The sequence below is a fragment of the Devosia ginsengisoli genome (genome assembly GCF_024707105.1).
In the GTDB taxonomy this organism is placed as follows: Bacteria; Pseudomonadota; Alphaproteobacteria; order Rhizobiales; family Devosiaceae; genus Devosia; species Devosia ginsengisoli_A.
Genome location: NZ_JANQAJ010000009.1, coordinates 194,235 through 213,848 on the forward strand (window position 1 = coordinate 194,235; position 19,614 = coordinate 213,848).

Consider the following 19,614-nt stretch of genomic DNA (forward strand, 5'->3'; position numbering starts at 1 on the left):
CTATGCGCTCTTCTTCTGTTCGACTGCGGCCTTGGCCTTGAGACGCATGCGTGCCAGCAGTTCGTCACGCCCCATTTCGACTCTTCCGCTCGCCAGAGCCTCGTCCACCATCTGCTGCAGCTTCTCCCGCGCTTCCGCCCGCTCCTGGTCGCGGCGCACGAGATCGCGGACATAGTCGCTGGCATTGCCGTAGCGCCCGGTCTGCACCTGGTCTTCCACCCATTGCTTCATCTTGTCGGGCAGCGACACATTCATCGTGGCCATGGCTGGTCTCCTTCTTATCGCCACCACTATAACCATTTTGGCAATCTTTGCCAATAATCCACGTCATCGGGCCGTCATCGCCCCTGCCTAGGCTGGAACCGTTCCAAGGAGAACGACGCCATCCATTGCTGTTGAAGGGGCAATCCAGATGACCGACCAATCCCGCTTATTCAAGACTTCCCAACTCGAAGCGGCCGATGCCGAGCCGCGCAATGCCACTGATAACCCCACCATGGGCGAACTGATCAGCGCGCGCTTTTCGCGCCGCGGGTTCCTGCAGGGTTCGCTCGCCGTATCGGCCATTGCCGCCACCGTGAGCCCGCTGGCTCTGCTCAGCGCCCGCGATGCCCGCGCCCAGGACGGCGGCTCGGCCTTCTCGTTCACCGAAGTGGAGGCCGGCATCGACGAGAACCATCACGTTGCCGAGGGCTATGATGCCGACATCCTGCTGCGCTGGGGCGATGGCCTGTTCCCCGACGCACCCGAATTCGACCCGACCACCCAGACCGCGGCGGCCCAGGAACGCCAGTTCGGCTACAACAACGACTATGTCGGCTATATTCCGCTCGACGGCTCGTCCGAGCATGGCCTGCTGGTCGTCAATCACGAATATACCAACCCGCACCTGATGTTCCCCGGCATCGTGACGCTGGCCGAGGGCGCGATGACACTCAACCCGCTCAGCAAGGAGCAGGTCGATATCGAACTGGCCGCGCATGGCGGCACCATTGTCGAGATCGTCAAGACCGACGGCAAATGGGCCGTGGTCAAGGATGGCGCGCTCAACCGCCGCATCACCGTCAATACCGAAATGGCCCTGAGCGGCCCGGCCGCGGGCCATGCCCGCCTGCAGACCACGGCCGATCCCTCCGGCACCAAGGTATTCGGCACCATCAACAACTGCGCCGGCGGCGTCACGCCCTGGGGCACCTACATCATGGCCGAAGAGAATATCCACGGCTATTTCGCCGGCGAACTGCCGGCCGACCATCCCGAAACCGCCAACTACGATCGCCTGGGCATTCCGGAAGGCTCCTATGAATGGGCCAATTTCTACGACCGCTTCGACATTTCCAAGGAGCCCAACGAACCCAACCGCTTCGGCTACATCGTCGAGGTAGATGTGATGGACCCCAATTCGGTGCCCAAGAAGCGCACCGCTTTGGGCCGCTTCAAGCATGAAGGCGCCGAATCCATCGTCAACAAGGATGGCCGCGTCGTATTCTATCTCGGCGACGACGAGCGCTTCGACTACGTCTACAAGTTCGTCACCTCGGGCACCTACAATCCCGACGACCGTGCCGCCAATATGGACCTGCTCGATGACGGCATTCTCTATGTCGCCAGGTTCGCCGAGGACGGCTCCATGGAATGGCTGCCGCTGGTGCAGGGCCAGGGTCCGCTGACGGAAGAGAACGGCTTTGCCTCGCAGGCCGACGTGGTCATCGAGACGCGCCGCGCCGCCGACCTGCTCGGCGCCACCAAGATGGACCGCCCGGAAGACATCCAGCCCAATCGCGTCAACGGCAAGGTCTATGTGATGCTGACCAACAATACCGCTCGCGCCGCCGAGCAGGTGGATGCCGCCAACCCGACCGCCAGGAATGCCTTCGGCCACATCATCGAGATCGCCGAGGCCGATGGCGATTTCGCCGCTACGTCAGGCAATTGGGAAGTCCTGCTCAAATGCGGTGACCCGGCTATCGCCGAGGTGGGCGCCACTTTCTCGACCGATACCACGGTCAATGGCTGGTTCGGCATGCCGGACAATTGCGCGGTGGATTCGCTCGGCCGGCTCTGGGTCTCGACGGATGGCAACAATCCGTCGGCCACCGGCCGCACCGACGGTCTGTGGGCCGTCGATACCGAAGGCAGCGCCCGCGCCACGTCCAAGCTGTTTTTCCGCGTTCCGGTCGGCGCCGAAATGTGCGGCCCGCTGTTCACGCCCGATGACGAGACCGCTTTCGTGGCCGTGCAGCACCCCGCCGATGGCGGCGACGACTGGGAAGGCTTCGGCCGGGTCTCCTATTACGAGGACCTCTCGACGCGCTGGCCCGACTTCGACGACGCCATGCCGACACGGCCTTCCGTGGTGGTGATCACCCGGCAGGGCGGCGGCAAGATCGCCGTCTGACGCCATTCAACCGAGCCGTCGCCCGAGGGCGGCGGCTCAATCGGTCCGGCGCGGCTTGTTTCCGGCCCGGCTGATCGCCAATATCGTGTTGTCTGGAGACAACCGATGTTCGCCCATATTCTCATCGTCGTCATCATCGCCATTGCCATCACTGCCTTGGCCGAGCGGCGCAACGTGCAGCCGGCGCTGCTGGTGGCCATAGTCGGCCTCGCCGCCTCGTTCATACCCGGCATGCCGCGGCTGGAGCTGGAGCCCGAGATCATCCTCGGCATCGTGCTGCCGCCCATGTTGTTCTCGGCCGCCAGCGACTTCTCCTTTTCCAGCTTCGCCAAGCGCCTGGGCTCTATCGTTAATCTCGGGGTCTTCATGGTGTTCGGCACCACCGCCCTGGTCGGCATCGTCGCCTCGCTGGCCTTGCCTGGCCTTACCCCCGCGGCCGCACTGGTGCTGGGCGCCGTGCTCGCCCCGCCCGATGCGGTGACCGCCATCACCATCGGCCGCAAGGCGGGCCTGCCGGTGGCGCTGATGACCGTGCTCAAGGGCGAAAGCCTCATCAACGATGCCGCTGCGCTGACGCTGTTTGCCGTGGCCGTTGCCGCCGCCGCCGGCACCCATGCCTTCATCGACAACACGCCACTCTACTTCCTCTATGCGGCCGTGGTCGGCATCATCCTCGGCATGCTGATCGGCAACCTGGCGCAACTGGCGCGCCGCAAGCTGGGCAATCCATCGCTGGCCACCGCAGTATCGGTCATCGTGCCCTTCGCCGCCTATCTGCTGGCCGAGGAAATCCATGCCTCCGGCGTGCTCGCCGTCGTGGCGGCCGGCTTCGCGCTGGGGCACCATTCGGCCGAGTCGGGCTATGAGGAGCGCATCCAGGAGCGGCAGTTCTGGCGCACCATCGATACGCTGCTCGAAACCTTCGTCTTTGCCTATATCGGCCTGCAACTGCGCTTCGTCATCACCGATGCGATCGAGGCCGGCTACGACATGTGGCAACTGGCCGCCGCAGCCGCCGCTATCTTCGTCGCGACCGTGGCTATCCGCTTCGGCTGGGTCTTCGGCACGGCCTTCATCGCCCGCCGCCGCCGCGCCGCGGCGGCACGACGCCCGGCCAGGGTCGCGCGACCCGGACGCCGGGAACGGCCGCCTTCCCCGCCACCGCTGACCTGGAAGGAGAATGTCGTGCTCTCCTGGACCGGCATGCGGGGCGTGGTGACACTGGCCGCCGCGGCCGGTGTGCCGCTGATCACCGCGACCGGTGCGGACTTCCAGGACCGCGAAGCCATCCTGGTGCTGGCCTTCCTCGTCACCATCGCCACATTGCTGATCCAGGGGCTCACCTTGCCCTGGCTGATCAAATGGCTGGACCTGACCAATCCCGATGACGGCAAGCACCTGGCCGAACAGCACGCTCTGGCGGTGAAGATTGCCGACAAGGCAACCCTCGATGCGCTGGCCGAATATCGGACCACGCATGACGCGCCATCGTCGCGCCGGCTGGTGGACATGATGGCCAAGCGAGCGACCCACAATGCCGAGGCCGAACCTGCCATACCCCCATTCGACCAGGCCGAGGCCCTGGCCCTGGGCAATATCCTGCTCGAGGCCCGCCGCAAGCAGCTCATCGCCGCACGCGATGCCCGCGAGCTGGACGATACCGTGCTGCGCGACATGCTCGAGCAGATGGACCTGGAACAGGCCTTCATGGACAGTCTTGGCAAGGAGGCGTGAAGCTGTTTCGGGTCGGTTTCTCTAAGCACCGCACCCTGTGTCCGTGACTCACCCCCACCCTTGATCCCTCCCCACAAGGGGGAGGGAGACGATGAACACGGGCTGCAGAGCTGGCGCCTCCCTCCCCTTGATGGGGAGGGATCGAGGGCGGGGTGACGGGAGCCACGAAAGTCTAAGTGAACACTCCCCGAAGGAAGAAGTGAGGAAACGCCTAGCCCGGCGTCACGGGCGCGGCTTCGTCGAGGGCGCCGGCAACGCCCTCCAGCGCCTTGGCGGCATCGGTGAGCTTGGCGGCGAACTTGCCCTCCAGGGCTTCGATCTCGGCAGCCACTTCCTGGCCGGCGCGGGTCAGCACCAGCACTTCTTCTTCCAGCGCCTTGATGCGCTTTTCGGCCTCGGCCAGCTCATCGACCACGGCGATACCCGCCATGACCGTCAACCGGTTATCGCCGATTTCGCCCACGGCGCCCTTGAGCGATTCCACATGGTTGTTGAGCCGCTCGGCCAGCCCGATCAGGTGCTGCTGCTGGCCCTCTTCGCAGGCCATGCGATATTTGCGGCCATTGATCTCGACATTGACTTCGGGCACTTGCGCTACTCCGCCTTGGCCAGCACTTCGCGGACTGTTTCCATCGCCTCGACCAACCGGCGCGACACGTCATGCGCACTGTCGTCGAGCCGCTTGGCGCGGGCAGCGGTCTTGTCGAGTTCAGTGGCGAGGCGCGCCCGCTCATGCACCAGCCGCTGCGTATCGACCTCGATGCGGTTCTGCTGGCGCAGCCGTGAGCCCAGGTTGCGCACCGATTGATCCAGCCTCGCCATGGCGCGATCGAACCGCGCATTGGCTGATGTCAGCCCGTCTTCAAGTTCCGTGTCACTCATTGCTGTTACGGTCCTCTGCCCATGGGCGATTCCAGCGCGTGCAGCGTGCCCCAGCGCCGTCAGCAATGCAACCATGCGACCATCCGACGTGATGGCGCCGTCATTGACACGATAGGCGAACCTGTTATGCCCTAGACCCGCCTTTGGGAGGAGGCTTTCGGCGCCTCTTCTCCCCAGAATTCCAGCCTGATGAAAGCGCGAGCCCGATGACGAACACAGCCCAGCAGAACGAACTGGCCAATGCGATCCGCTCCCTGTCCATGGACGCGGTCGAGAAAGCCAATTCCGGCCATCCGGGCCTGCCCATGGGCTGCGCCGATATCGCCACGGTGCTGTTCACCAAGATCATGAAGTTCGATCCTGCCGACAGCAAGTGGGCCGACCGCGACCGTTTCATCCTGTCGGCCGGCCACGGCTCGATGCTGCTCTATTCCAGCCTTTACCTGCTCGGTTATGAGGACATGACCATCGAGCAGATCAAGAATTTCCGCCAGCTCGGTTCCAGGACCGCCGGCCACCCCGAATTCGGCCATGCCAGCGGCATCGAGACCACGACGGGGCCACTGGGCCAGGGCCTGGCCAATTCGGTCGGCTTCGCCGTGGCCGAAGCCAAGCTTGCCGCAGAGTTCGGCAGCGATATCGTCGATCACCACACCTGGGTGCTGGCCGGTGACGGGTGCCTGATGGAGGGCATTTCCCAGGAAGCCATTTCGCTGGCCGGCCATCTCAAGCTCAACAAGCTGACGGTGATCTGGGACAACAACTCCATCACCATCGACGGCAAGGTGTCCAACGCCGACTCGACCGACCAGATCGCCCGCTTCAAGGCAGTGGGCTGGAACACGATCGAAATCGACGGCCACGACCAGGCCGCCATCGAAAAGGCGCTGCTGGCCGCCAAGGCCTCCGACAAGCCGACCCTGATCGCCGCCAAGACCACGATCGGCTTCGGCGCGCCAAAGAAGGCCGGCACCGAGAAGGTGCATGGCTCCCCGCTCGGCGCCGAGGAACTGGCCGGCGCCAAGGCGGCGCTCGGCATCGATTATCCGGCCTTTGAAATCCCGGCGCATATTCTCGACACCTGGCGCGCTGCCGGAAGGCGCAGCCAGAACCTGCGCGGCGAGTGGGAATCCCGCCTCGCCGCCTCCGACAAGAAGGCCGAGTTCACCCGCCGCGTGGAAGGTCGGCTGCCGGCCGGCTTTGCCGCCGCCATGGCCGAGTACAAGCAGAAGCTGGCTGCCGACAAGCCCAAGGTCGCGACCCGCAAGTCCAGCCAGATGGCGCTCGAAGTCATCAACAAGATTGTGCCCGAGACGCTGGGCGGCTCGGCCGACCTCACCGGCTCGAACCTGACCAATACGCCCGAGACCCTGCCCTTCCAGGCCGACAGCCGCACCGGCCGCTACATGATGTATGGCATCCGCGAGCATGAAATGGCCGCCGCCATGAATGGCGTGGCTTTGCATGGCGGGCTCATTCCCTATGGCGGCACCTTCATGGTCTTTACCGACTATGCCCGCCCGGCCATCCGCCTCTCGGCCCTGATGGAACAGCGCGTCATCTATGTGATGACCCACGATTCCATCGGCCTGGGCGAAGATGGCCCGACCCACCAGCCGGTGGAACATCTCTCGGCTTTGCGCGCCATTCCGAACCTGCTGGTCTTCCGTCCGGCCGACGCCATGGAAACCGCCGAATGCTGGGAACTGGCGATGGAAACGGCCGACCGCCCCTCCATCCTGGCCCTCAGCCGTCAGAACCTGCCGGCTGTGCGCACCGAATATTCGGCCGAGAACAAGTCGGCCAAGGGTGCCTATAGCCTGGTCGGCCCAGCCGACGCCGATGCGGTGATCTTCGCCACCGGCTCGGAAGTCGCCATTGCCGTCGAGGCGCAGAAGGAGCTGGCCGAGAAGGGCATTTCGGCCCGCGTCGTCTCGGTGCCGTCGATGGAGCTCTTCGCCAAACAGTCCGACGCCTACAAGGCCGAGGTGCTCGGCAAGGCCAAGGCGCGCGTCGCGGTGGAAGCCGGCATCGAGATGAGCTGGAACAAGCTGCTGGGTGACAAGGGCCGCTTTGTCGGCATGAACTCCTTCGGCGCATCCGGCCCGATCGAGGCGCTTTATGCCCACTTTGGCATTACGCCAAAGGCCGTTGTTGAAGCGGTGACCGCACAGTTGTAAGGAGGCTCTGCCTCCCTTCTCCTAACCCCTCCCAAGGAGCGTCTTTTCATGGCAATCCGCGTCGCCATCAATGGCTTTGGCCGCATCGGCCGCAACATCCTGCGCGCCATCATCGAATCGGGCCGTACCGACATCGTGGTCGTGGCTATCAACGATCTCGGCCCGGTCGAGACCAATGCCCATCTGCTGCGCTATGACAGCGTGCATGGCCGCTTCCCCCATGAGGTGAAGGTCGATGGCGACACGATCGATGCCGGCCGCGGCCCCATCAAGGTGACGGCGATCCGCAATCCCGAAGACCTGCCCCATGCGGCGCTCAAGGTCGATATCGCGCTCGAATGCACCGGCATTTTCACCTCCAAGGAAAAGGCCAGCGCCCACCTCAAGGCCGGCGCCAAGAAGGTGGTGATTTCCGCGCCCGGCGACGGCGCCGACAAGACCATCGTATATGGCATCAACCATGCCAGCCTCACCAAGGACGACGTGGTCATCTCCAACGGCTCCTGCACCACCAACTGCCTGGCGCCCATGGCGCTGGTGATGAACGATCTCGTGGGCATCGAGAAGGGAATGATGACCACGATCCATTCCTATACCGGTGACCAGCCTACGCTCGACACCATGCACAAGGACCTCTATCGCGGCCGCGCCGCCGCGCTGAGCCAGATCCCGACCTCGACCGGCGCCGCCAAGGCCATTGGCCTGGTGCTGCCCGAGCTCAAGGGCAAGCTGGACGGCATCTCGGTCCGCGTGCCGACCCCGAACGTGTCGCTGGTCGACCTCAAGTTCCTGGCCGGCCGCGAGGTCACGGCCCAGGAGGTCAACGACGCGCTGATCGCCGCAGCCGATGGCAAGCTCAAGGGCGTGATGACCTATACGACCCATCCGCTGGTTTCGAGCGACCTCAACCACGATCCGCATTCCTGCACGATCCTGCTCGACCAGACCAAGGTCATCGGCGGCAATTTCGTGAACATCATGGGCTGGTACGACAACGAGTGGGGCTTCTCCAACCGCATGGCCGACACCACCGTGGCCCTGGGCAAGACGCTCTAGTTCGCGCATCGCGCAATGCAAAAGCCGCGTCGCTCCGCGGCGGGGCTTTTTTGTTTGCTGACGCGATCTGTCAGAGTGGCGACCTACCCACCCTCAATCCCTCCCCATCATGGGGAGGCAGGCGCCAGTTCAGAGGTCATTGTTCATCGTCTCCCTCCCCCTTGTGGGAGGGATCAAGGGTGGGGATGGGCCACACGCACCGCGTAAGAGGTAGCAGGATGGACAAGATCGATTTTCGCCGCACGCTCGGCCACTACAAGGCGACCAGGACGATCGAGGAGATCGACGTCCCGGAAATGGCTTTCGTCATTGTGGATGGCGCAGGCAATCCCAACACCACGCCGGCCTATCAGGGCGCCATCGAATGGCTCTATTCGACCAGCTATGCGCTGAAATTCGCCGCCAAGGCCGCGCTGGGTACCGACTATGTCGTGCCGCCGCTCGAAGGGTTGTGGTGGGCCGATAACCCGGCCGACTTCACCGCCCGCCGCAAGGATAACTGGCGCTGGACCATGATGATCATGGCGCCCGATTTCCTGACCGAGGCCATGTTCGCCGCGGCTATCGCCAAGGCCGGCAGGAAGCTCGGTGCCGCACCCGATACGCTGCGGCTGGAACGCTATGCCGAGGGCAGGAGCCTGCAGGTGCTGCATGTCGGCAGCTACGACGATGAAGGCCCGGTTCTCGCGCAACTGCACGATGTCGAAATGCCGGCCCGCGGCCTGACCTTCAGCGGCCACCACCACGAGATTTACCTGAGCGACGCCCGCCGCGCCGCGCCGGACAAGCTCCGGACCATCCTGCGCCAGCCGGTACGCCCGGCCTGACCGCTTGCCAGCCGGGCCGAACAGTTCATATTTCCTTGCGTGAACATGCGGACAGCGAGCCATCATGAGTCTCGACCGAACCATACGCTGGCGCGGGCTCGACCCTGTCAGTCTCGAACATTGCCACGTCATTTCGACCGAGCGCGATACCCGTATCCGTGGCACCATCATCACGCCCAACTATGGCCTGTTCTACCGCATCAAGCTCGATGACAGGGAGCATGTGCGCATGGTCCGCCTCGAACGCACGGACGGCAAGGTGCTGGAACTGTTCTCCGACGGCGCCGGGGACTGGTCGGATGACCGGGCCGAGCCGCTGCCGGCTCTGCGCCACTGCCTCGATATCGACATCTGGCCGACGCCGCTCACCAATTCGCTGCCGCTCTGGCGCTGCCAATGGACCATCGACCAGCCACAGCGTTTCGCCATGGCCTGGATCGACGGCGACGAAATGACGGTCAAACGCAGCGAACAGATCTATACGCAGCTCGACGCCACCCATTTCCGCTTCCAGGGCGCCGAGGGTTTTGAGCGCGTGATCGAGGTCGACGCCGATTTTCTGGTGGTCGACTATCCGGGGCTCTTCGCGCGCCAGGATTAGCGGCCTGTCACCCGCGAGTCATCAAATCAGCCTACAAGCGGCGCCGTTCACCTGTGCCGGGTCCAGTCATGTTCCAGATCATGCGGCCTATTTTCACTGGTCTGCCCATTGCCTCGGTGCTGATCGGCCTGGCCGGACAGCCTGCCCTGCTGGCGCTGCCGCCGGCGCTGACCGCGGCCCTGGTCCTGCTGCGCGACCGGCTGATCCGCCGAAGGGTGGGCCAGGGCGCCTGGCCCAGTGACGGCTTTGCCCGCCATGTGCTGGTGGACGACCTCGGACGACTGGTCTGCATCACCCTGCTCGGCCTGCCGCTGTTCCTCCTCGGCGACCTACTGCGCCAGCTTTTGCCGCAGTCCTGACCGGCAGATTTTTGTCGGCTACGCTTCCCCCCTTCGCGCCGCTCTGCTACGCCACGGCGACGACCTGTTTTGTCGCGTTTTCGAACCGCAAAACGCTTTAGACCACCGGGAGGCAACCAATGTCTGCGACCTTCAAGACCCTCGACGAGCTCGACCTCAAGAACAAGCGCGTGCTGCTCCGGGCCGACCTCAACGTGCCGGTCGCCGACGGCAAGGTTACCGACGCCACCCGTATCGAACGGCTGGTCCCCACCATCCGCGAAATCGTCAAGCATGATGGCAAGGCCATTCTGCTGAGCCATTTCGGCCGGCCCAAGGGCAAGATCGATCCCCAATTTTCGCTGGAACAGGTCTGCGCGGCGGTTGCCGATGAAACCGGCCATCCCGTCGGCTTCGTCGCCACCGACTGGACCGATGTATCCCATGCCCAGCAGGCTATCGAATCCGCGCCACCGGGCTCGGTGCTGATCCTCGAAAACACCCGCTTCCACCCCGGCGAGGAAGCCAACAATCCCGAACTGGCCCAGCGCATGGCCAGCCTCGGCGATGTCTATGTCAACGACGCCTTCTCGGCCGCCCACCGCGCCCATGCCTCGACCGAGGCTTTGGCCCATCTGCTGCCCGCGGCCGCGGGCCTGGCCATGCAGGCCGAGCTCGAAGCGCTAGAATCCGGCCTTGGCAAGCCGAAAAAGCCGGTCATCGCCATTGTCGGCGGCGCCAAGGTCTCGTCCAAGATCGACCTGCTGGAAAACCTCGTGACCAAGGTCGATGGCCTCGTCATCGGCGGCGGCATGGCCAATACATTCCTGCATGCCCAGGGCTACAGCGTCGGCAAGTCGCTGGCCGAAAAGGACCTGGCCGAAACCGCTTTGCGCATCATGGACAAGGCCGTCGATAGCGGCTGCGCCATCATCCTGCCCATCGATGCCGTGGTTGCCTGGCACTTCAAGGCCGATACGCCCACCCGCCTCTATGGTGTCGACGCCATCGACGGCGACGGCATGATCCTCGATATCGGTCCCTCCTCCATCGAGCGTATCGCCGGGGCCATCGACGATGCCCATACCGTGGTGTGGAACGGCCCGCTGGGCGCCTTCGAAATGAACCCCTTCGACGCCGGCACCGTGGCCATCGCCAAGCATGTCGCCAAACGCACTCATGACGGCAAGCTGGTCTCGGTGGCCGGCGGCGGCGACACGGTCGCGGCCTTGGCCCATGCCGGCGTCAAGGACGCCTTCACCTATGTCTCCACCGCCGGCGGCGCCTTCCTCGAATGGATGGAGGGCAAGCCCCTGCCCGGCGTCGAGGCGCTGAAGAAATAGTTTCCGTATTGTGAAACTTTCTCTTGTCAGGCTAGTCTGGCCCAGATAGTTTCCATATCAAGAAACTATCTGGAGCTCCATCGTGTCCCTGACGCTCTACCTGCACCCGCTGGCCTCGTTCTGCCACAAGGTGCTGATCGCCCTTTATGAGAACGGCACGCCCTTCACTGCCGAGATCGTCGATCTGGGCAATCCGGATTCGGCCCGACAGGTGACCGACCGCTGGCCGGTCGGCAAGATACCCGTGCTTGAGGACAGGGCCCGCAACCGGGTCATCCCCGAAACCAGCATCATCATCGAATATCTCGAACGCCACTATCCCGGCCCGGCAAAACTGCTGCCGGACGAGGCGGAAGCGGCGCTCGACACGCGCCTCTGGGACCGCTTCTTCGATCAATATGTGCAGGTGCCCATGCAGAAGATCGTGACCGACCACATCAGGCCGCCGGGCGCTGCCGATCCGCATGGCGTGGCTGAGGCGCGCAACACCTTGCGCACGGCCTATGCCATGATCGATGGCCAGTTGGCCGGCCGCGACTGGGCCATGGGCGACAGCTTCAGCCTGGCCGATTGCGCCGCCGCGCCCGGCCTGTTCTTTGCCGCTATTGTGGAGCCTTTCCCGGCAGAATATGCCAATCTGGCGGCCTATTTCGAACGGCTCCTGGCACGGCCCAGCGTGGCCAGGGCCCTGGCCGAGGCCCGGCCCTATTTCGACATGTTCCCCTATCGGGAGGCTATGCCGGCGCGATTCCTGGCCGATTGACGGAGGTGAAGCTGCAAACCGAACAAGCCCAACTCGACCGGCTTTTCCAGTCTCTGGCCGACCCATATCGCCGCGCCATGGTGACCCGTCTCGTCAAAGGCCCGGCCTCGATGAGCGAACTGTCCGCCATGCTTCACCTCGCACTGCCCTCGACCCTCAAGCATTTGCAGGTGCTCGAAAACGGGGGCATGGTGGCCTCGAGCAAGCAGGGGCGCGTCCGCACTTTCGCCATCGACCGGCAAGGGCTGGCGACAATGCAATCCTGGCTGACCGAGCATCAGCGCCAGCTCAATGCCGGCTTCGACCGCCTCGAAGCCCTGATGCGGGCCACGCCCGAAGAGAAACAGCCATGACCGCCCTGTCGGACCGCCACTCCACCTTCACTATCGAGCGCATCCTGCCCGGCCGCCCATCCCATGCCTGGCGCTTCTGGGCCGATCCCGTGCTCAAGCAGGCATGGTCCGGCTGCCATCCGGACTGGACGATGCTGGAACAGATCCAGGATTTCCAAACCGGCGGGCGCGACTTCAGCCGCATGCGCGACACGGATGGCGCCATCCACAGCGTGGACATGCGCTATCTCGACCTGCTGCAACCGCAGCGGATTCTCTATGCCTATACGATGCATCTCGACGCCACCCCACTCTCGGCCTCGTTGGTGACCATCGACTTCATGCCGAAAGGCGAGGCGACCGGCATGGTCTATACCGAGCAACTGACCATGCTGGCCGGCGATACGGCGCAGCGGCGCGCGGGCACGGGCCATGGCTTCGACCGGCTGGTGCTGGAAATGGAGCGCGCGCTGGCGACGCTGCAATAGGTTCCTCCCCTTTCGTCGCATAACCACAGGTCTAATCGCGGCGGCAAAAACGAAAGTCTAATCTGCCGGCAATCCCAATTGCCGAGGCAGGTCCATGACGAAATCGCTGAACGCCATCGCCCAGAAACTCATGGAACCGGGCAAGGGCATCCTGGCCGCCGACGAGTCCGAGGGCACGATCGCCAAGCGTTTCGCCAAGATCAACCTGCCCAATTCGCTCGACCTGCGCCGCGACTACCGCGAGATGCTGTTCCGCTCGACCGAGGCGATGACCAATTACATTTCCGGCGTCATCCTGACCGAGGAAACACTGGAGCAGCATGCTGCCGACGGCACCGCCTTCCGCGCCATCCTGGCCGATGCCGATGTCATTCCCGGCATCAAGGTCGATCGCGGCGCCTTCCCCATGCCGGGCGACAATGGCGAGAAGATCACCGAGGGCCTCGATGGCCTGCGCCAGCGCCTCGAACGCTATGCCAGCCTCGGCGCCGGCTTCGCCAAGTGGCGCGCCGTCATCACCATCAACGACGTGGCACCCACCCGCAACAATATCCGCGCCAATGCCCATGCTTTGGCCCGCTATGCCATTCTCTGCCAGGAAGCCGGCATCGTGCCGGTGGTCGAGCCGGAAGTGGTCGGCGACGGCGACCCCGGCAACCATTCGATGGAGCGCTGCGCCGCGGTGACCGGCGACGTGCTGGAAAACACCTTCAAGGAACTGCGCCTGGCCGGCGTCGATCTCGGCGGCATGCTTCTCAAGCCCAATATGGTGCTGCCCGGCATCAATTCGCGCGAACGCCCCAGCGTCGAGGATGTCGCCCGTCGCACCGTTGCTGTGCTGCGCGAGCATGTGCCGGCCGCCGTGCCCGGCATCGCTTTCCTCTCCGGCGGCCAGACCGACGAGGAGGCCACCGCCCACCTCTCGGCCATGAACCAGATATCCGGCAAGCCCTGGCCGCTGACCTTCTCCTATGGCCGCGCGCTGCAGAATGTCGCCTTGCGCACCTGGGCCGGCCGCCGCGAGAATTTCCCGCAGGCGCAGGTCGCCTTCACCCACCGCGCCCGCATGAACTCGCTGGCCGCTCTGGGCACCTGGACCGGCGAGCTCGACCGCGCCGCCTAGAGAACCGTTTCGAGGTTCGCGGCAGGCCGAGTCGAAAATGATGGATTTCGAGAACCGGAGCGGAGCGTACATCAGTACGTGAGCACCGGAAGCGCAGAAAGCCGGCATTTGCAGACCGGCATGGCGCGAAGATCGACACGGTTCTACCTTGACGTCCCAACGTCACACCTTGATGCGCGCTCTCCTCCCAGAGGGCGCGCATTTTCTTTGCGCCTGCCGGGGGCTTCGCCTATTGGAAAGGCGTCCTCTTGTCGCCAAAATGGGCAGACAGAAGGATATCCAGTGTCGAGTACCCGGAAGTCATGGCTCCCCAGCTTTATCTGATCACCCCCGCCAATGCCGATCCGGCCAGCTTCCCCGCCGCGCTCATGGCCGTGCTCAACGCCGCCGAATTCTCGGCGCTGCTGGTGGCGCGCGGCGCCATGAATGATGCGGCCTATGCCGCCCTGGCGACGATTGTGGTCAATATCGGCCAGGGCGCCGGCTGCGCCGTACTGATCGAGGACGATGTCGCCCTGGCCAAGCGCCTGGGCGCCGATGGCGTGCATGTGACCGGCGATCCGGCTGCGCTCAGGGCCGCCATATCAGCGCTCAAGCCCGCCATGATCGTCGGCGCCGGGAACCTCCATTCCCGCCACGACGCCATGACGGCGGGCGAGATGGATATCGACTATGTGTTCTTCGGCGGCACCGACGGCAAACCCGATCCCCAGGCGGCCGACCTGGCCGAATGGTGGGCACAGACTTTCGAAATCCCCGCCGTGCTGAGCCTGCCCGGCGCGGCCCCCGGCAATGCGGATGCGCGCGGCGCCGAATTCCTCGCTGTGTCGCACAGCCTGTGGTCGTCCGCCGCGCCGGCCGAAGCCATGCAGGCCATCGCCGCCGGGCTCGGAGTTTCTGCATGATGCGGCGCTTCCTGCTGACAATCCTTCTGGCGCTGACGCCAGCACTCGCCATGGCTCAGGATGCACCGGATAGTCCGGCCGAAGCCATTTCCGACGAGATTTTCGGACCGCGCGCACCCACCGACTTCGCCTTCGGCGCCTTCCAGCGCGGCTATTTCCTCACGGCGCTGGAGCTGGCTTTGCCCCGTGCCGAACAGGGCGATGCTGCCGCGCAGACACTCATCGCCGAACTCTATGCCAAGGGGCTGGGCGTGTCCCAGAACGACCAGCGCGCCGCCGGCTGGTATCAACTGGCCTCCAATAACGGCGATTATCTCGCCACCTTCGCGCTGGCTTTGGCCTATCAGGACGGTATCGGCGTGCCCAAGAACCGCGACCGCGCCGCCGAACTCTTCGGCAAGGCCGCCGAGGCCGGCTATGTTCCGGCCAAATACAACATGGCCCTGCTGCATGTCGAAGGCGTCTATGCCTCGCCCAGCCTGGTGACGGCCGCCGAGCTGATGAAGGAAGCCGCCGACGCCGAATTGCCCGAGGCGCAGTATGACTACGGCTCCATGCTGATCGAAGGCGCGGGTGTCGCCCCCAATCCAGCCGAGGGCGCCCGTTATATCGGGCTGGCCGCCGAACAGAATCTGGTGCCGGCGCAGGTCGATTACGCCACCCTGCTCTATCTCGGCCAGGGCGTGGACAAGGATGTCGCCGCAGCCGCGACCTGGTATGGCCGCGCTGCCGAGGCCGGCAATGCCGTGGCGCAGAACCGCTATGCCAAGCTGCTCGCCGTCGGCGAGGGCGTGACGCTCAATCTTGAAGATGCCGCCATGTGGCGCGCGTTGGCGCGCCGTCAGGGCCTCAGCGATCCCTCGCTCGACCGCTTGCTGGTGTCCATTCCCGAGGATGAACTGGCCCGCGCCGAGGAACGCGCCCGCTTCTGGCCTTCGACGCCATCAAGCGTCGAAACCGTGCTGGAAATCCCGACCGTGGGCGCAACGCCACAGGGTCAGGCCCTGCCCGCGCCCACCGATGCCAGCGAAGCGCCAATCGGCACCACAGCGCAAGACCCTTGAACCAGCGGGCGTTCTGAGGCAATAAGCGCGCCACGCCCATAAAGCCCCATCAACGTCAGGTCAGCCGCATCCGGCGCGCGTGGCCCGAACCGACAATTCACGCCCGAAAGCAACGCAATGGCCAAGATCAACGGCAACGAAATCCGCCCCGGCAATGTCGTCAACCACCAGGATCGCCTGTGGGTCGCGGTCAAGGTCGATCACGTCAAGCCGGGCAAGGGCGGCGCCTATGCCCAGGTCGAACTCAAGGCCATTCTCGGCGGCACCAAGCTCAACGAGCGTTTCCGCTCGGCCGAGACGGTCGAGACAGTCGAACTCGAATTTCGTGACTTCACCTATCTCTACGAGCAGGGCGACAGCCTCGTCTTCATGGACCAGGACAGCTACGAGCAGGTCGAACTGGCCAAGGACTTCGTCGGCGAGCGCGCCGCTTTCCTGCAGGACGGCATGAAGATTACCCTCGAAATGCACGAGGAAACCCCGCTCGGCATCCGCTTCCCGCCCAATGTCGTGCTCGAAGTCACCGAGGTCGATCCGGTGCAGAAGGGCCAGAGCGTGTCCAGCCAGTTCAAGCCGGCGATCCTGGCCAATGGCCTGCGGGTCATGGTGCCACCCTTCATTGCCGTGGGCGAGCGCATCGTGGTCGACACGACGGAAGCCACCTATATGCGTCGGGCGGACTAAGCCATGGCCCGTTCAGCAATCCTCAATGTCATGGTCAACGCCGCCATCAAGGCCGGCAAGTCGCTGACCAAGGACTTCAACGAAGTCGAAAACCTGCAGGTCTCCCGCAAGGGCCCGGCCGATTTCGTCTCCAAGGCGGATCTCCGCGCCGAGCAGATCGTCTATGACGAACTGCTCAAGGCCCGTCCCACCTATGCCTTCCTCATGGAAGAAGGTGGCGAAGTGGCCGGCACCGACGGTCAGCATCGCTGGCTGATCGACCCGCTCGACGGCACCACCAATTTCCTGCATTCGATCCCGCTCTTTGCCTGCGCCATCGCGCTGGAGCGCGCCAACGAGATCGTCGCCTCGGTGATCTACAATCCGGTGCTCGACGAGCTCTACACCGCCGAAAAGGGCGGCGGCGCCTGGCTCAATGACCGCAAGCGCCTGCGCGTGGCCGGCCGCAAGTCGCTGGCCGATGCCGTGGTCTGCACCGGCATCAAGACCCAGGGCACGGCCAATGACGCGCTGCAGTTGCGCCAGCTCGCCCATATCAACCCGGCCGTGGCCGGCATCCGCCGCTCGGGCTCCATCTCGATGGACATGGCCTGGCTGGCCTCGGGTCGCTACGACGCCATCTGGGAAGCCGGCCTCGCCCCCTGGGACGTGGCGCCGGGCCTGCTGATGGTCAAGGAAGCCGGCGGCTTCGTCTCAGACTTCGCCGGCAGCCCCGGCTCGGTCTGGAACGGCCAGATCGTAGCGGGTAACGAAAGCCTGCAGGCGGCGCTGCTCAAGCAGCTCAAGGGCATTCAGTAACTTGACTGTGTAAGTCATGAAATGTAGCTCTCCAGCAATTCCCGCTGGAGAGCTTTCATGCTGTCGATTGTCCGCGTCCTTCCCTTGCTGGCTGTCCTGCTCGCCGCGCCGTCCGCCATGGCACAGGACGCGGCGTTCCCCATCACGCTCGAACACGCTCTCGGCACGGTCACCATTCCCGCCGAGCCACAACGCGTCGTGGCGCTGATCGACCGGGATGCCGACACGGTTCTCGCGCTGGGCGTGCAGCCGGTGGGCATCCGCTCCAACTACAATTTCGATGCCGGCGTCGGACCTTGGGCGGAGCCGCTGCTGACCACCGAGCCGGCCGTGTGGAAGGGCCGCGAGCTGAATTTCGAAGCCATCGCCGCTGCCGATCCCGACCTCATCGTCTTTGCCACTTCGGGCGGCGACGCGGCCGAATATGAGCGCCTGAGCCAGATAGCGCCAACCATCGCCCTGCCCAGGGGCGCCAATCCCTGGGAGGCCACCACCGCCCAGACCACCCTTCTGATCGCCGAAGCCCTCGGCCGCAAACAGGAAGGCGAACAACTGATCGCCGATCTCGATGCCTACCTGGCCACGCAGAAGGCGGCCCATCCCGAATTTGCCGGCAGGACGGTCAATTATCTCGACATCTATCCGGGCGGCATTTCCAGCTATTCCGCCAATCACATCGTCAACGGCATGCTCTATGCCACCGGCTTCTCGCCCATTGCCGGCGCGCTTGACGTACCTGCCGGCCAGTCCTCGATCAGCGTTTCGGCCGAACTGCTGGCGAGCTACGACGCCGATATCGTGCTGATCTATCCCTTCGGACGCAGCCTCGATGAGCTGATCGCCGAAACCCCGACCCTGGCCACCCTGCCCTCGGTCGAAGACGGACGCGCCTTCGTGCTGCAGGACCTGGCCTTCTCCAGCGCCTCGGTGGTTTCCATCCCCTATGCACTGGACAATCTGCTGCCCCGGTTCAGCGCTGCCCTCGCCGACTGATCGGTGGCGCTGCCGATCACGCCTCTACCATCCATTAACCTTTCTCATTGCCCCCTCCGCCCGCGCTGACTAGTCTGGCGGCCTGTGATTTGCGCGTAAGGGGCAAGGTTTAAGGCAGATGACGCAAGGCTATGATCCCTACCACCTGGCCAGCCCGACCGTTTACCTCGTCAAGATCGTGATTTTCCTGGTGCTGGTGGCGCTGGTCGCGGCCATCCTGTTCACCAATATCGTCACCTTCTTCTGGGCCAACCCCTTCATCAATTCGCTGATCTTCTTCTCGCTGTTCATCGGCATCTTCCTCAGCTTCCGCCAGGTCATCCGCCTGTTTCCAGAGGTGAAGTGGGTCAATTCCCTGCAGGACGGCACCTCGACCAATGTGCGCCCACCCATCCTGCTGGCCCCCGTCGCCGGCATATTGCGCGAGCGGATCGGGGAAGCTGTCATCACGCCCTCCTCCATGCGCTCCATTCTGGATTCCGTCGGCAACCGCCTCGACGAAGCCAAGGACACCTCGCGCTACCTCACGGGCCTGCTGGTCTTTCTCGGCCTCATGGGCACGTTCTACGGCCTGCTGGAGACCGTGGGCTCGGTAGCCGGCGTCATCAACGCACTGGACGTGACTTCGTCCGATAGCGCCGCGCTCTTCGGCAATCTCAAGGAAGGCCTGGCTGCGCCACTGGGCGGCATGGGCACTGCCTTTTCGTCCTCGCTCTTCGGCCTTGCCGGTTCGCTGGTGCTCGGCTTCCTCGACCTCCAGACCAGCCAGGCGCAGAACGCCTTCTATACCGATCTTGAGGACTGGATGACCTCGATGACCGAACTCGACCACCCGGTCAGCGCCATGCAGGCCAGCGCCGGCGGCCCGGAAATGCAGGCCATGTTCGACAAGCTCGGCGACAGCATGCAGAACCAGAATTCCAGCCAGAATGCCATCCGCGCCATGGCCGAGCTGGCCCGCGGCATCGACGGGCTGGTCAAGCATATCCGCACCGAACAGGACGATTTGCGCAAGCACATCACCGAGCAGGGCGAAACCAACCAGAAGTTGCGTGAACTGATCGACGCCGTACTATCGCAGGGCGACAACGAGCGGCGGAACTGA

The 19,614-nt window shown here is 64.3% G+C and carries 21 protein-coding genes; 18 read left to right on the plus strand and 3 right to left on the minus strand.

Annotated features, from left to right (window positions below; translation table 11 throughout):
* Nucleotides 1-264 carry a type II toxin-antitoxin system ParD family antitoxin gene (locus NVV79_RS10820; protein WP_303989058.1) on the minus strand — a complete coding sequence of 88 codons (264 nt, stop codon included), beginning with the start codon at nt 262-264 and terminating at the stop codon, nt 1-3.
* A 148-nt stretch (nt 265-412) separates the two neighbouring features.
* Between NVV79_RS10820 and NVV79_RS10825 the strand changes: the two genes are divergently transcribed.
* Both NVV79_RS10825 and NVV79_RS10830 read left to right on the plus strand, forming a co-directional pair.
* Entirely contained in the window at nt 413-2,398 is a 1,986-nt protein-coding gene (locus NVV79_RS10825; protein ID WP_303989061.1) for a PhoX family phosphatase, read from the plus strand.
* Nucleotides 2,399-2,503: 105 nt separating this feature from the next.
* Nucleotides 2,504-4,132, plus strand: a complete 1,629-nt coding sequence (locus tag NVV79_RS10830; protein ID WP_303989063.1) for a sodium:proton antiporter — start codon at nt 2,504-2,506, stop codon at nt 4,130-4,132.
* 211 nt (nt 4,133-4,343) lie between these two features.
* Here NVV79_RS10830 and NVV79_RS10835 read toward each other — a convergent pair whose 3' ends face one another.
* Together NVV79_RS10835 and NVV79_RS10840 are read right to left on the minus strand one after the other, a co-directional pair.
* A complete protein-coding gene (locus NVV79_RS10835) occupies nt 4,344-4,721 on the minus strand; it encodes a cell division protein ZapA (protein ID WP_303989065.1) in 378 nt (125 codons plus the stop codon).
* A gap of 5 nt (nt 4,722-4,726) precedes the next feature.
* The gene (locus NVV79_RS10840; protein ID WP_303989067.1) at nt 4,727-5,014 is read right to left on the minus strand and encodes a DUF4164 family protein; all 288 of its coding nucleotides are present in this window, start codon (nt 5,012-5,014) and stop codon (nt 4,727-4,729) included.
* Nucleotides 5,015-5,220: 206 nt separating this feature from the next.
* On the opposite strand from NVV79_RS10840, the gene tkt reads away from it, so the two are divergent.
* From tkt to NVV79_RS10920, 16 genes are all read left to right on the plus strand, one after another.
* A complete protein-coding gene (gene tkt / locus NVV79_RS10845) occupies nt 5,221-7,194 on the plus strand; it encodes a transketolase (protein ID WP_303989070.1) in 1,974 nt (657 codons plus the stop codon).
* Nucleotides 7,195-7,242: 48 nt separating this feature from the next.
* Nucleotides 7,243-8,250: a type I glyceraldehyde-3-phosphate dehydrogenase gene (gene gap, locus NVV79_RS10850; RefSeq protein WP_303989072.1), complete on the plus strand. Its 1,008-nt coding sequence runs from the start codon at nt 7,243-7,245 to the stop codon at nt 8,248-8,250.
* 218 nt (nt 8,251-8,468) lie between these two features.
* On the plus strand, nt 8,469-9,077 hold the full coding sequence (locus NVV79_RS10855; protein ID WP_303989073.1) for a GyrI-like domain-containing protein: 609 nt from the start codon (nt 8,469-8,471) through the stop codon (nt 9,075-9,077).
* Nucleotides 9,078-9,141: 64 nt separating this feature from the next.
* A complete protein-coding gene (locus NVV79_RS10860; RefSeq protein ID WP_303989075.1) occupies nt 9,142-9,678 on the plus strand; it encodes a putative glycolipid-binding domain-containing protein in 537 nt (178 codons plus the stop codon).
* A gap of 68 nt (nt 9,679-9,746) precedes the next feature.
* Nucleotides 9,747-10,037 (plus strand): hypothetical protein, encoded by a 291-nt coding sequence (locus NVV79_RS10865; protein WP_303989078.1) that lies wholly within the window; start codon nt 9,747-9,749, stop codon nt 10,035-10,037.
* Nucleotides 10,038-10,156: 119 nt separating this feature from the next.
* The gene (pgk, locus tag NVV79_RS10870; protein ID WP_303989081.1) at nt 10,157-11,359 is read left to right on the plus strand and encodes a phosphoglycerate kinase; all 1,203 of its coding nucleotides are present in this window, start codon (nt 10,157-10,159) and stop codon (nt 11,357-11,359) included.
* 82 nt (nt 11,360-11,441) lie between these two features.
* On the plus strand, nt 11,442-12,122 hold the full coding sequence (locus NVV79_RS10875; protein ID WP_303989084.1) for a glutathione S-transferase family protein: 681 nt from the start codon (nt 11,442-11,444) through the stop codon (nt 12,120-12,122).
* Nucleotides 12,123-12,127: 5 nt separating this feature from the next.
* A complete protein-coding gene (locus NVV79_RS10880; protein ID WP_369684718.1) occupies nt 12,128-12,475 on the plus strand; it encodes an ArsR/SmtB family transcription factor in 348 nt (115 codons plus the stop codon).
* Nucleotides 12,472-12,942, plus strand: a complete 471-nt coding sequence (locus tag NVV79_RS10885; RefSeq protein WP_303989086.1) for an SRPBCC family protein — start codon at nt 12,472-12,474, stop codon at nt 12,940-12,942. Before NVV79_RS10880 ends, NVV79_RS10885 begins: the two co-directional genes overlap by 4 nt.
* 94 nt (nt 12,943-13,036) lie before the next feature.
* Nucleotides 13,037-14,065: a class I fructose-bisphosphate aldolase gene (locus NVV79_RS10890; protein ID WP_303989089.1), complete on the plus strand. Its 1,029-nt coding sequence runs from the start codon at nt 13,037-13,039 to the stop codon at nt 14,063-14,065.
* Between the two features lie 302 nt (nt 14,066-14,367).
* Nucleotides 14,368-14,970, plus strand: a complete 603-nt coding sequence (locus NVV79_RS10895) for a thiamine phosphate synthase (RefSeq protein WP_303989092.1) — start codon at nt 14,368-14,370, stop codon at nt 14,968-14,970.
* Entirely contained in the window at nt 14,967-16,034 is a 1,068-nt protein-coding gene (locus NVV79_RS10900) for a tetratricopeptide repeat protein (RefSeq protein WP_303989095.1), read from the plus strand. The genes NVV79_RS10895 and NVV79_RS10900 overlap by 4 nt, the downstream gene beginning before the upstream one ends.
* Before the next feature lie 117 nt (nt 16,035-16,151).
* Nucleotides 16,152-16,718, plus strand: a complete 567-nt coding sequence (gene efp, locus NVV79_RS10905; protein ID WP_303989098.1) for an elongation factor P — start codon at nt 16,152-16,154, stop codon at nt 16,716-16,718.
* Between the two features lie 3 nt (nt 16,719-16,721).
* Nucleotides 16,722-17,516: an inositol monophosphatase family protein gene (locus NVV79_RS10910; RefSeq protein WP_303989101.1), complete on the plus strand. Its 795-nt coding sequence runs from the start codon at nt 16,722-16,724 to the stop codon at nt 17,514-17,516.
* 57 nt (nt 17,517-17,573) lie between these two features.
* The gene (locus NVV79_RS10915; RefSeq protein WP_303989103.1) at nt 17,574-18,509 is read left to right on the plus strand and encodes an iron-siderophore ABC transporter substrate-binding protein; all 936 of its coding nucleotides are present in this window, start codon (nt 17,574-17,576) and stop codon (nt 18,507-18,509) included.
* A 118-nt stretch (nt 18,510-18,627) separates the two neighbouring features.
* On the plus strand, nt 18,628-19,614 hold the full coding sequence (locus tag NVV79_RS10920; protein WP_303989105.1) for a flagellar motor protein MotA: 987 nt from the start codon (nt 18,628-18,630) through the stop codon (nt 19,612-19,614).

Coding starts and splice junctions, on each gene's coding strand:
- NVV79_RS10855 (WP_303989073.1), top strand. CDS start 8,469: ATGGACAAGATCGATTTTCGCCGCACGCTCGGCCACTACAAGGCGACC.
- NVV79_RS10915 (WP_303989103.1), top strand. CDS start 17,574: ATGCTGTCGATTGTCCGCGTCCTTCCCTTGCTGGCTGTCCTGCTCGCC.
- tkt (WP_303989070.1), top strand. CDS start 5,221: ATGACGAACACAGCCCAGCAGAACGAACTGGCCAATGCGATCCGCTCC.
- gap (WP_303989072.1), top strand. CDS start 7,243: ATGGCAATCCGCGTCGCCATCAATGGCTTTGGCCGCATCGGCCGCAAC.
- NVV79_RS10920 (WP_303989105.1), top strand. CDS start 18,628: ATGACGCAAGGCTATGATCCCTACCACCTGGCCAGCCCGACCGTTTAC.
- NVV79_RS10825 (WP_303989061.1), top strand. CDS start 413: ATGACCGACCAATCCCGCTTATTCAAGACTTCCCAACTCGAAGCGGCC.
- NVV79_RS10900 (WP_303989095.1), top strand. CDS start 14,967: ATGATGCGGCGCTTCCTGCTGACAATCCTTCTGGCGCTGACGCCAGCA.
- efp (WP_303989098.1), top strand. CDS start 16,152: ATGGCCAAGATCAACGGCAACGAAATCCGCCCCGGCAATGTCGTCAAC.
- NVV79_RS10860 (WP_303989075.1), top strand. CDS start 9,142: ATGAGTCTCGACCGAACCATACGCTGGCGCGGGCTCGACCCTGTCAGT.
- NVV79_RS10890 (WP_303989089.1), top strand. CDS start 13,037: ATGACGAAATCGCTGAACGCCATCGCCCAGAAACTCATGGAACCGGGC.
- NVV79_RS10840 (WP_303989067.1), bottom strand. CDS start 5,014: ATGAGTGACACGGAACTTGAAGACGGGCTGACATCAGCCAATGCGCGG.
- NVV79_RS10865 (WP_303989078.1), top strand. CDS start 9,747: ATGTTCCAGATCATGCGGCCTATTTTCACTGGTCTGCCCATTGCCTCG.
- NVV79_RS10895 (WP_303989092.1), top strand. CDS start 14,368: ATGGCTCCCCAGCTTTATCTGATCACCCCCGCCAATGCCGATCCGGCC.
- NVV79_RS10885 (WP_303989086.1), top strand. CDS start 12,472: ATGACCGCCCTGTCGGACCGCCACTCCACCTTCACTATCGAGCGCATC.
- pgk (WP_303989081.1), top strand. CDS start 10,157: ATGTCTGCGACCTTCAAGACCCTCGACGAGCTCGACCTCAAGAACAAG.
- NVV79_RS10910 (WP_303989101.1), top strand. CDS start 16,722: ATGGCCCGTTCAGCAATCCTCAATGTCATGGTCAACGCCGCCATCAAG.
- NVV79_RS10830 (WP_303989063.1), top strand. CDS start 2,504: ATGTTCGCCCATATTCTCATCGTCGTCATCATCGCCATTGCCATCACT.
- NVV79_RS10820 (WP_303989058.1), bottom strand. CDS start 264: ATGGCCACGATGAATGTGTCGCTGCCCGACAAGATGAAGCAATGGGTG.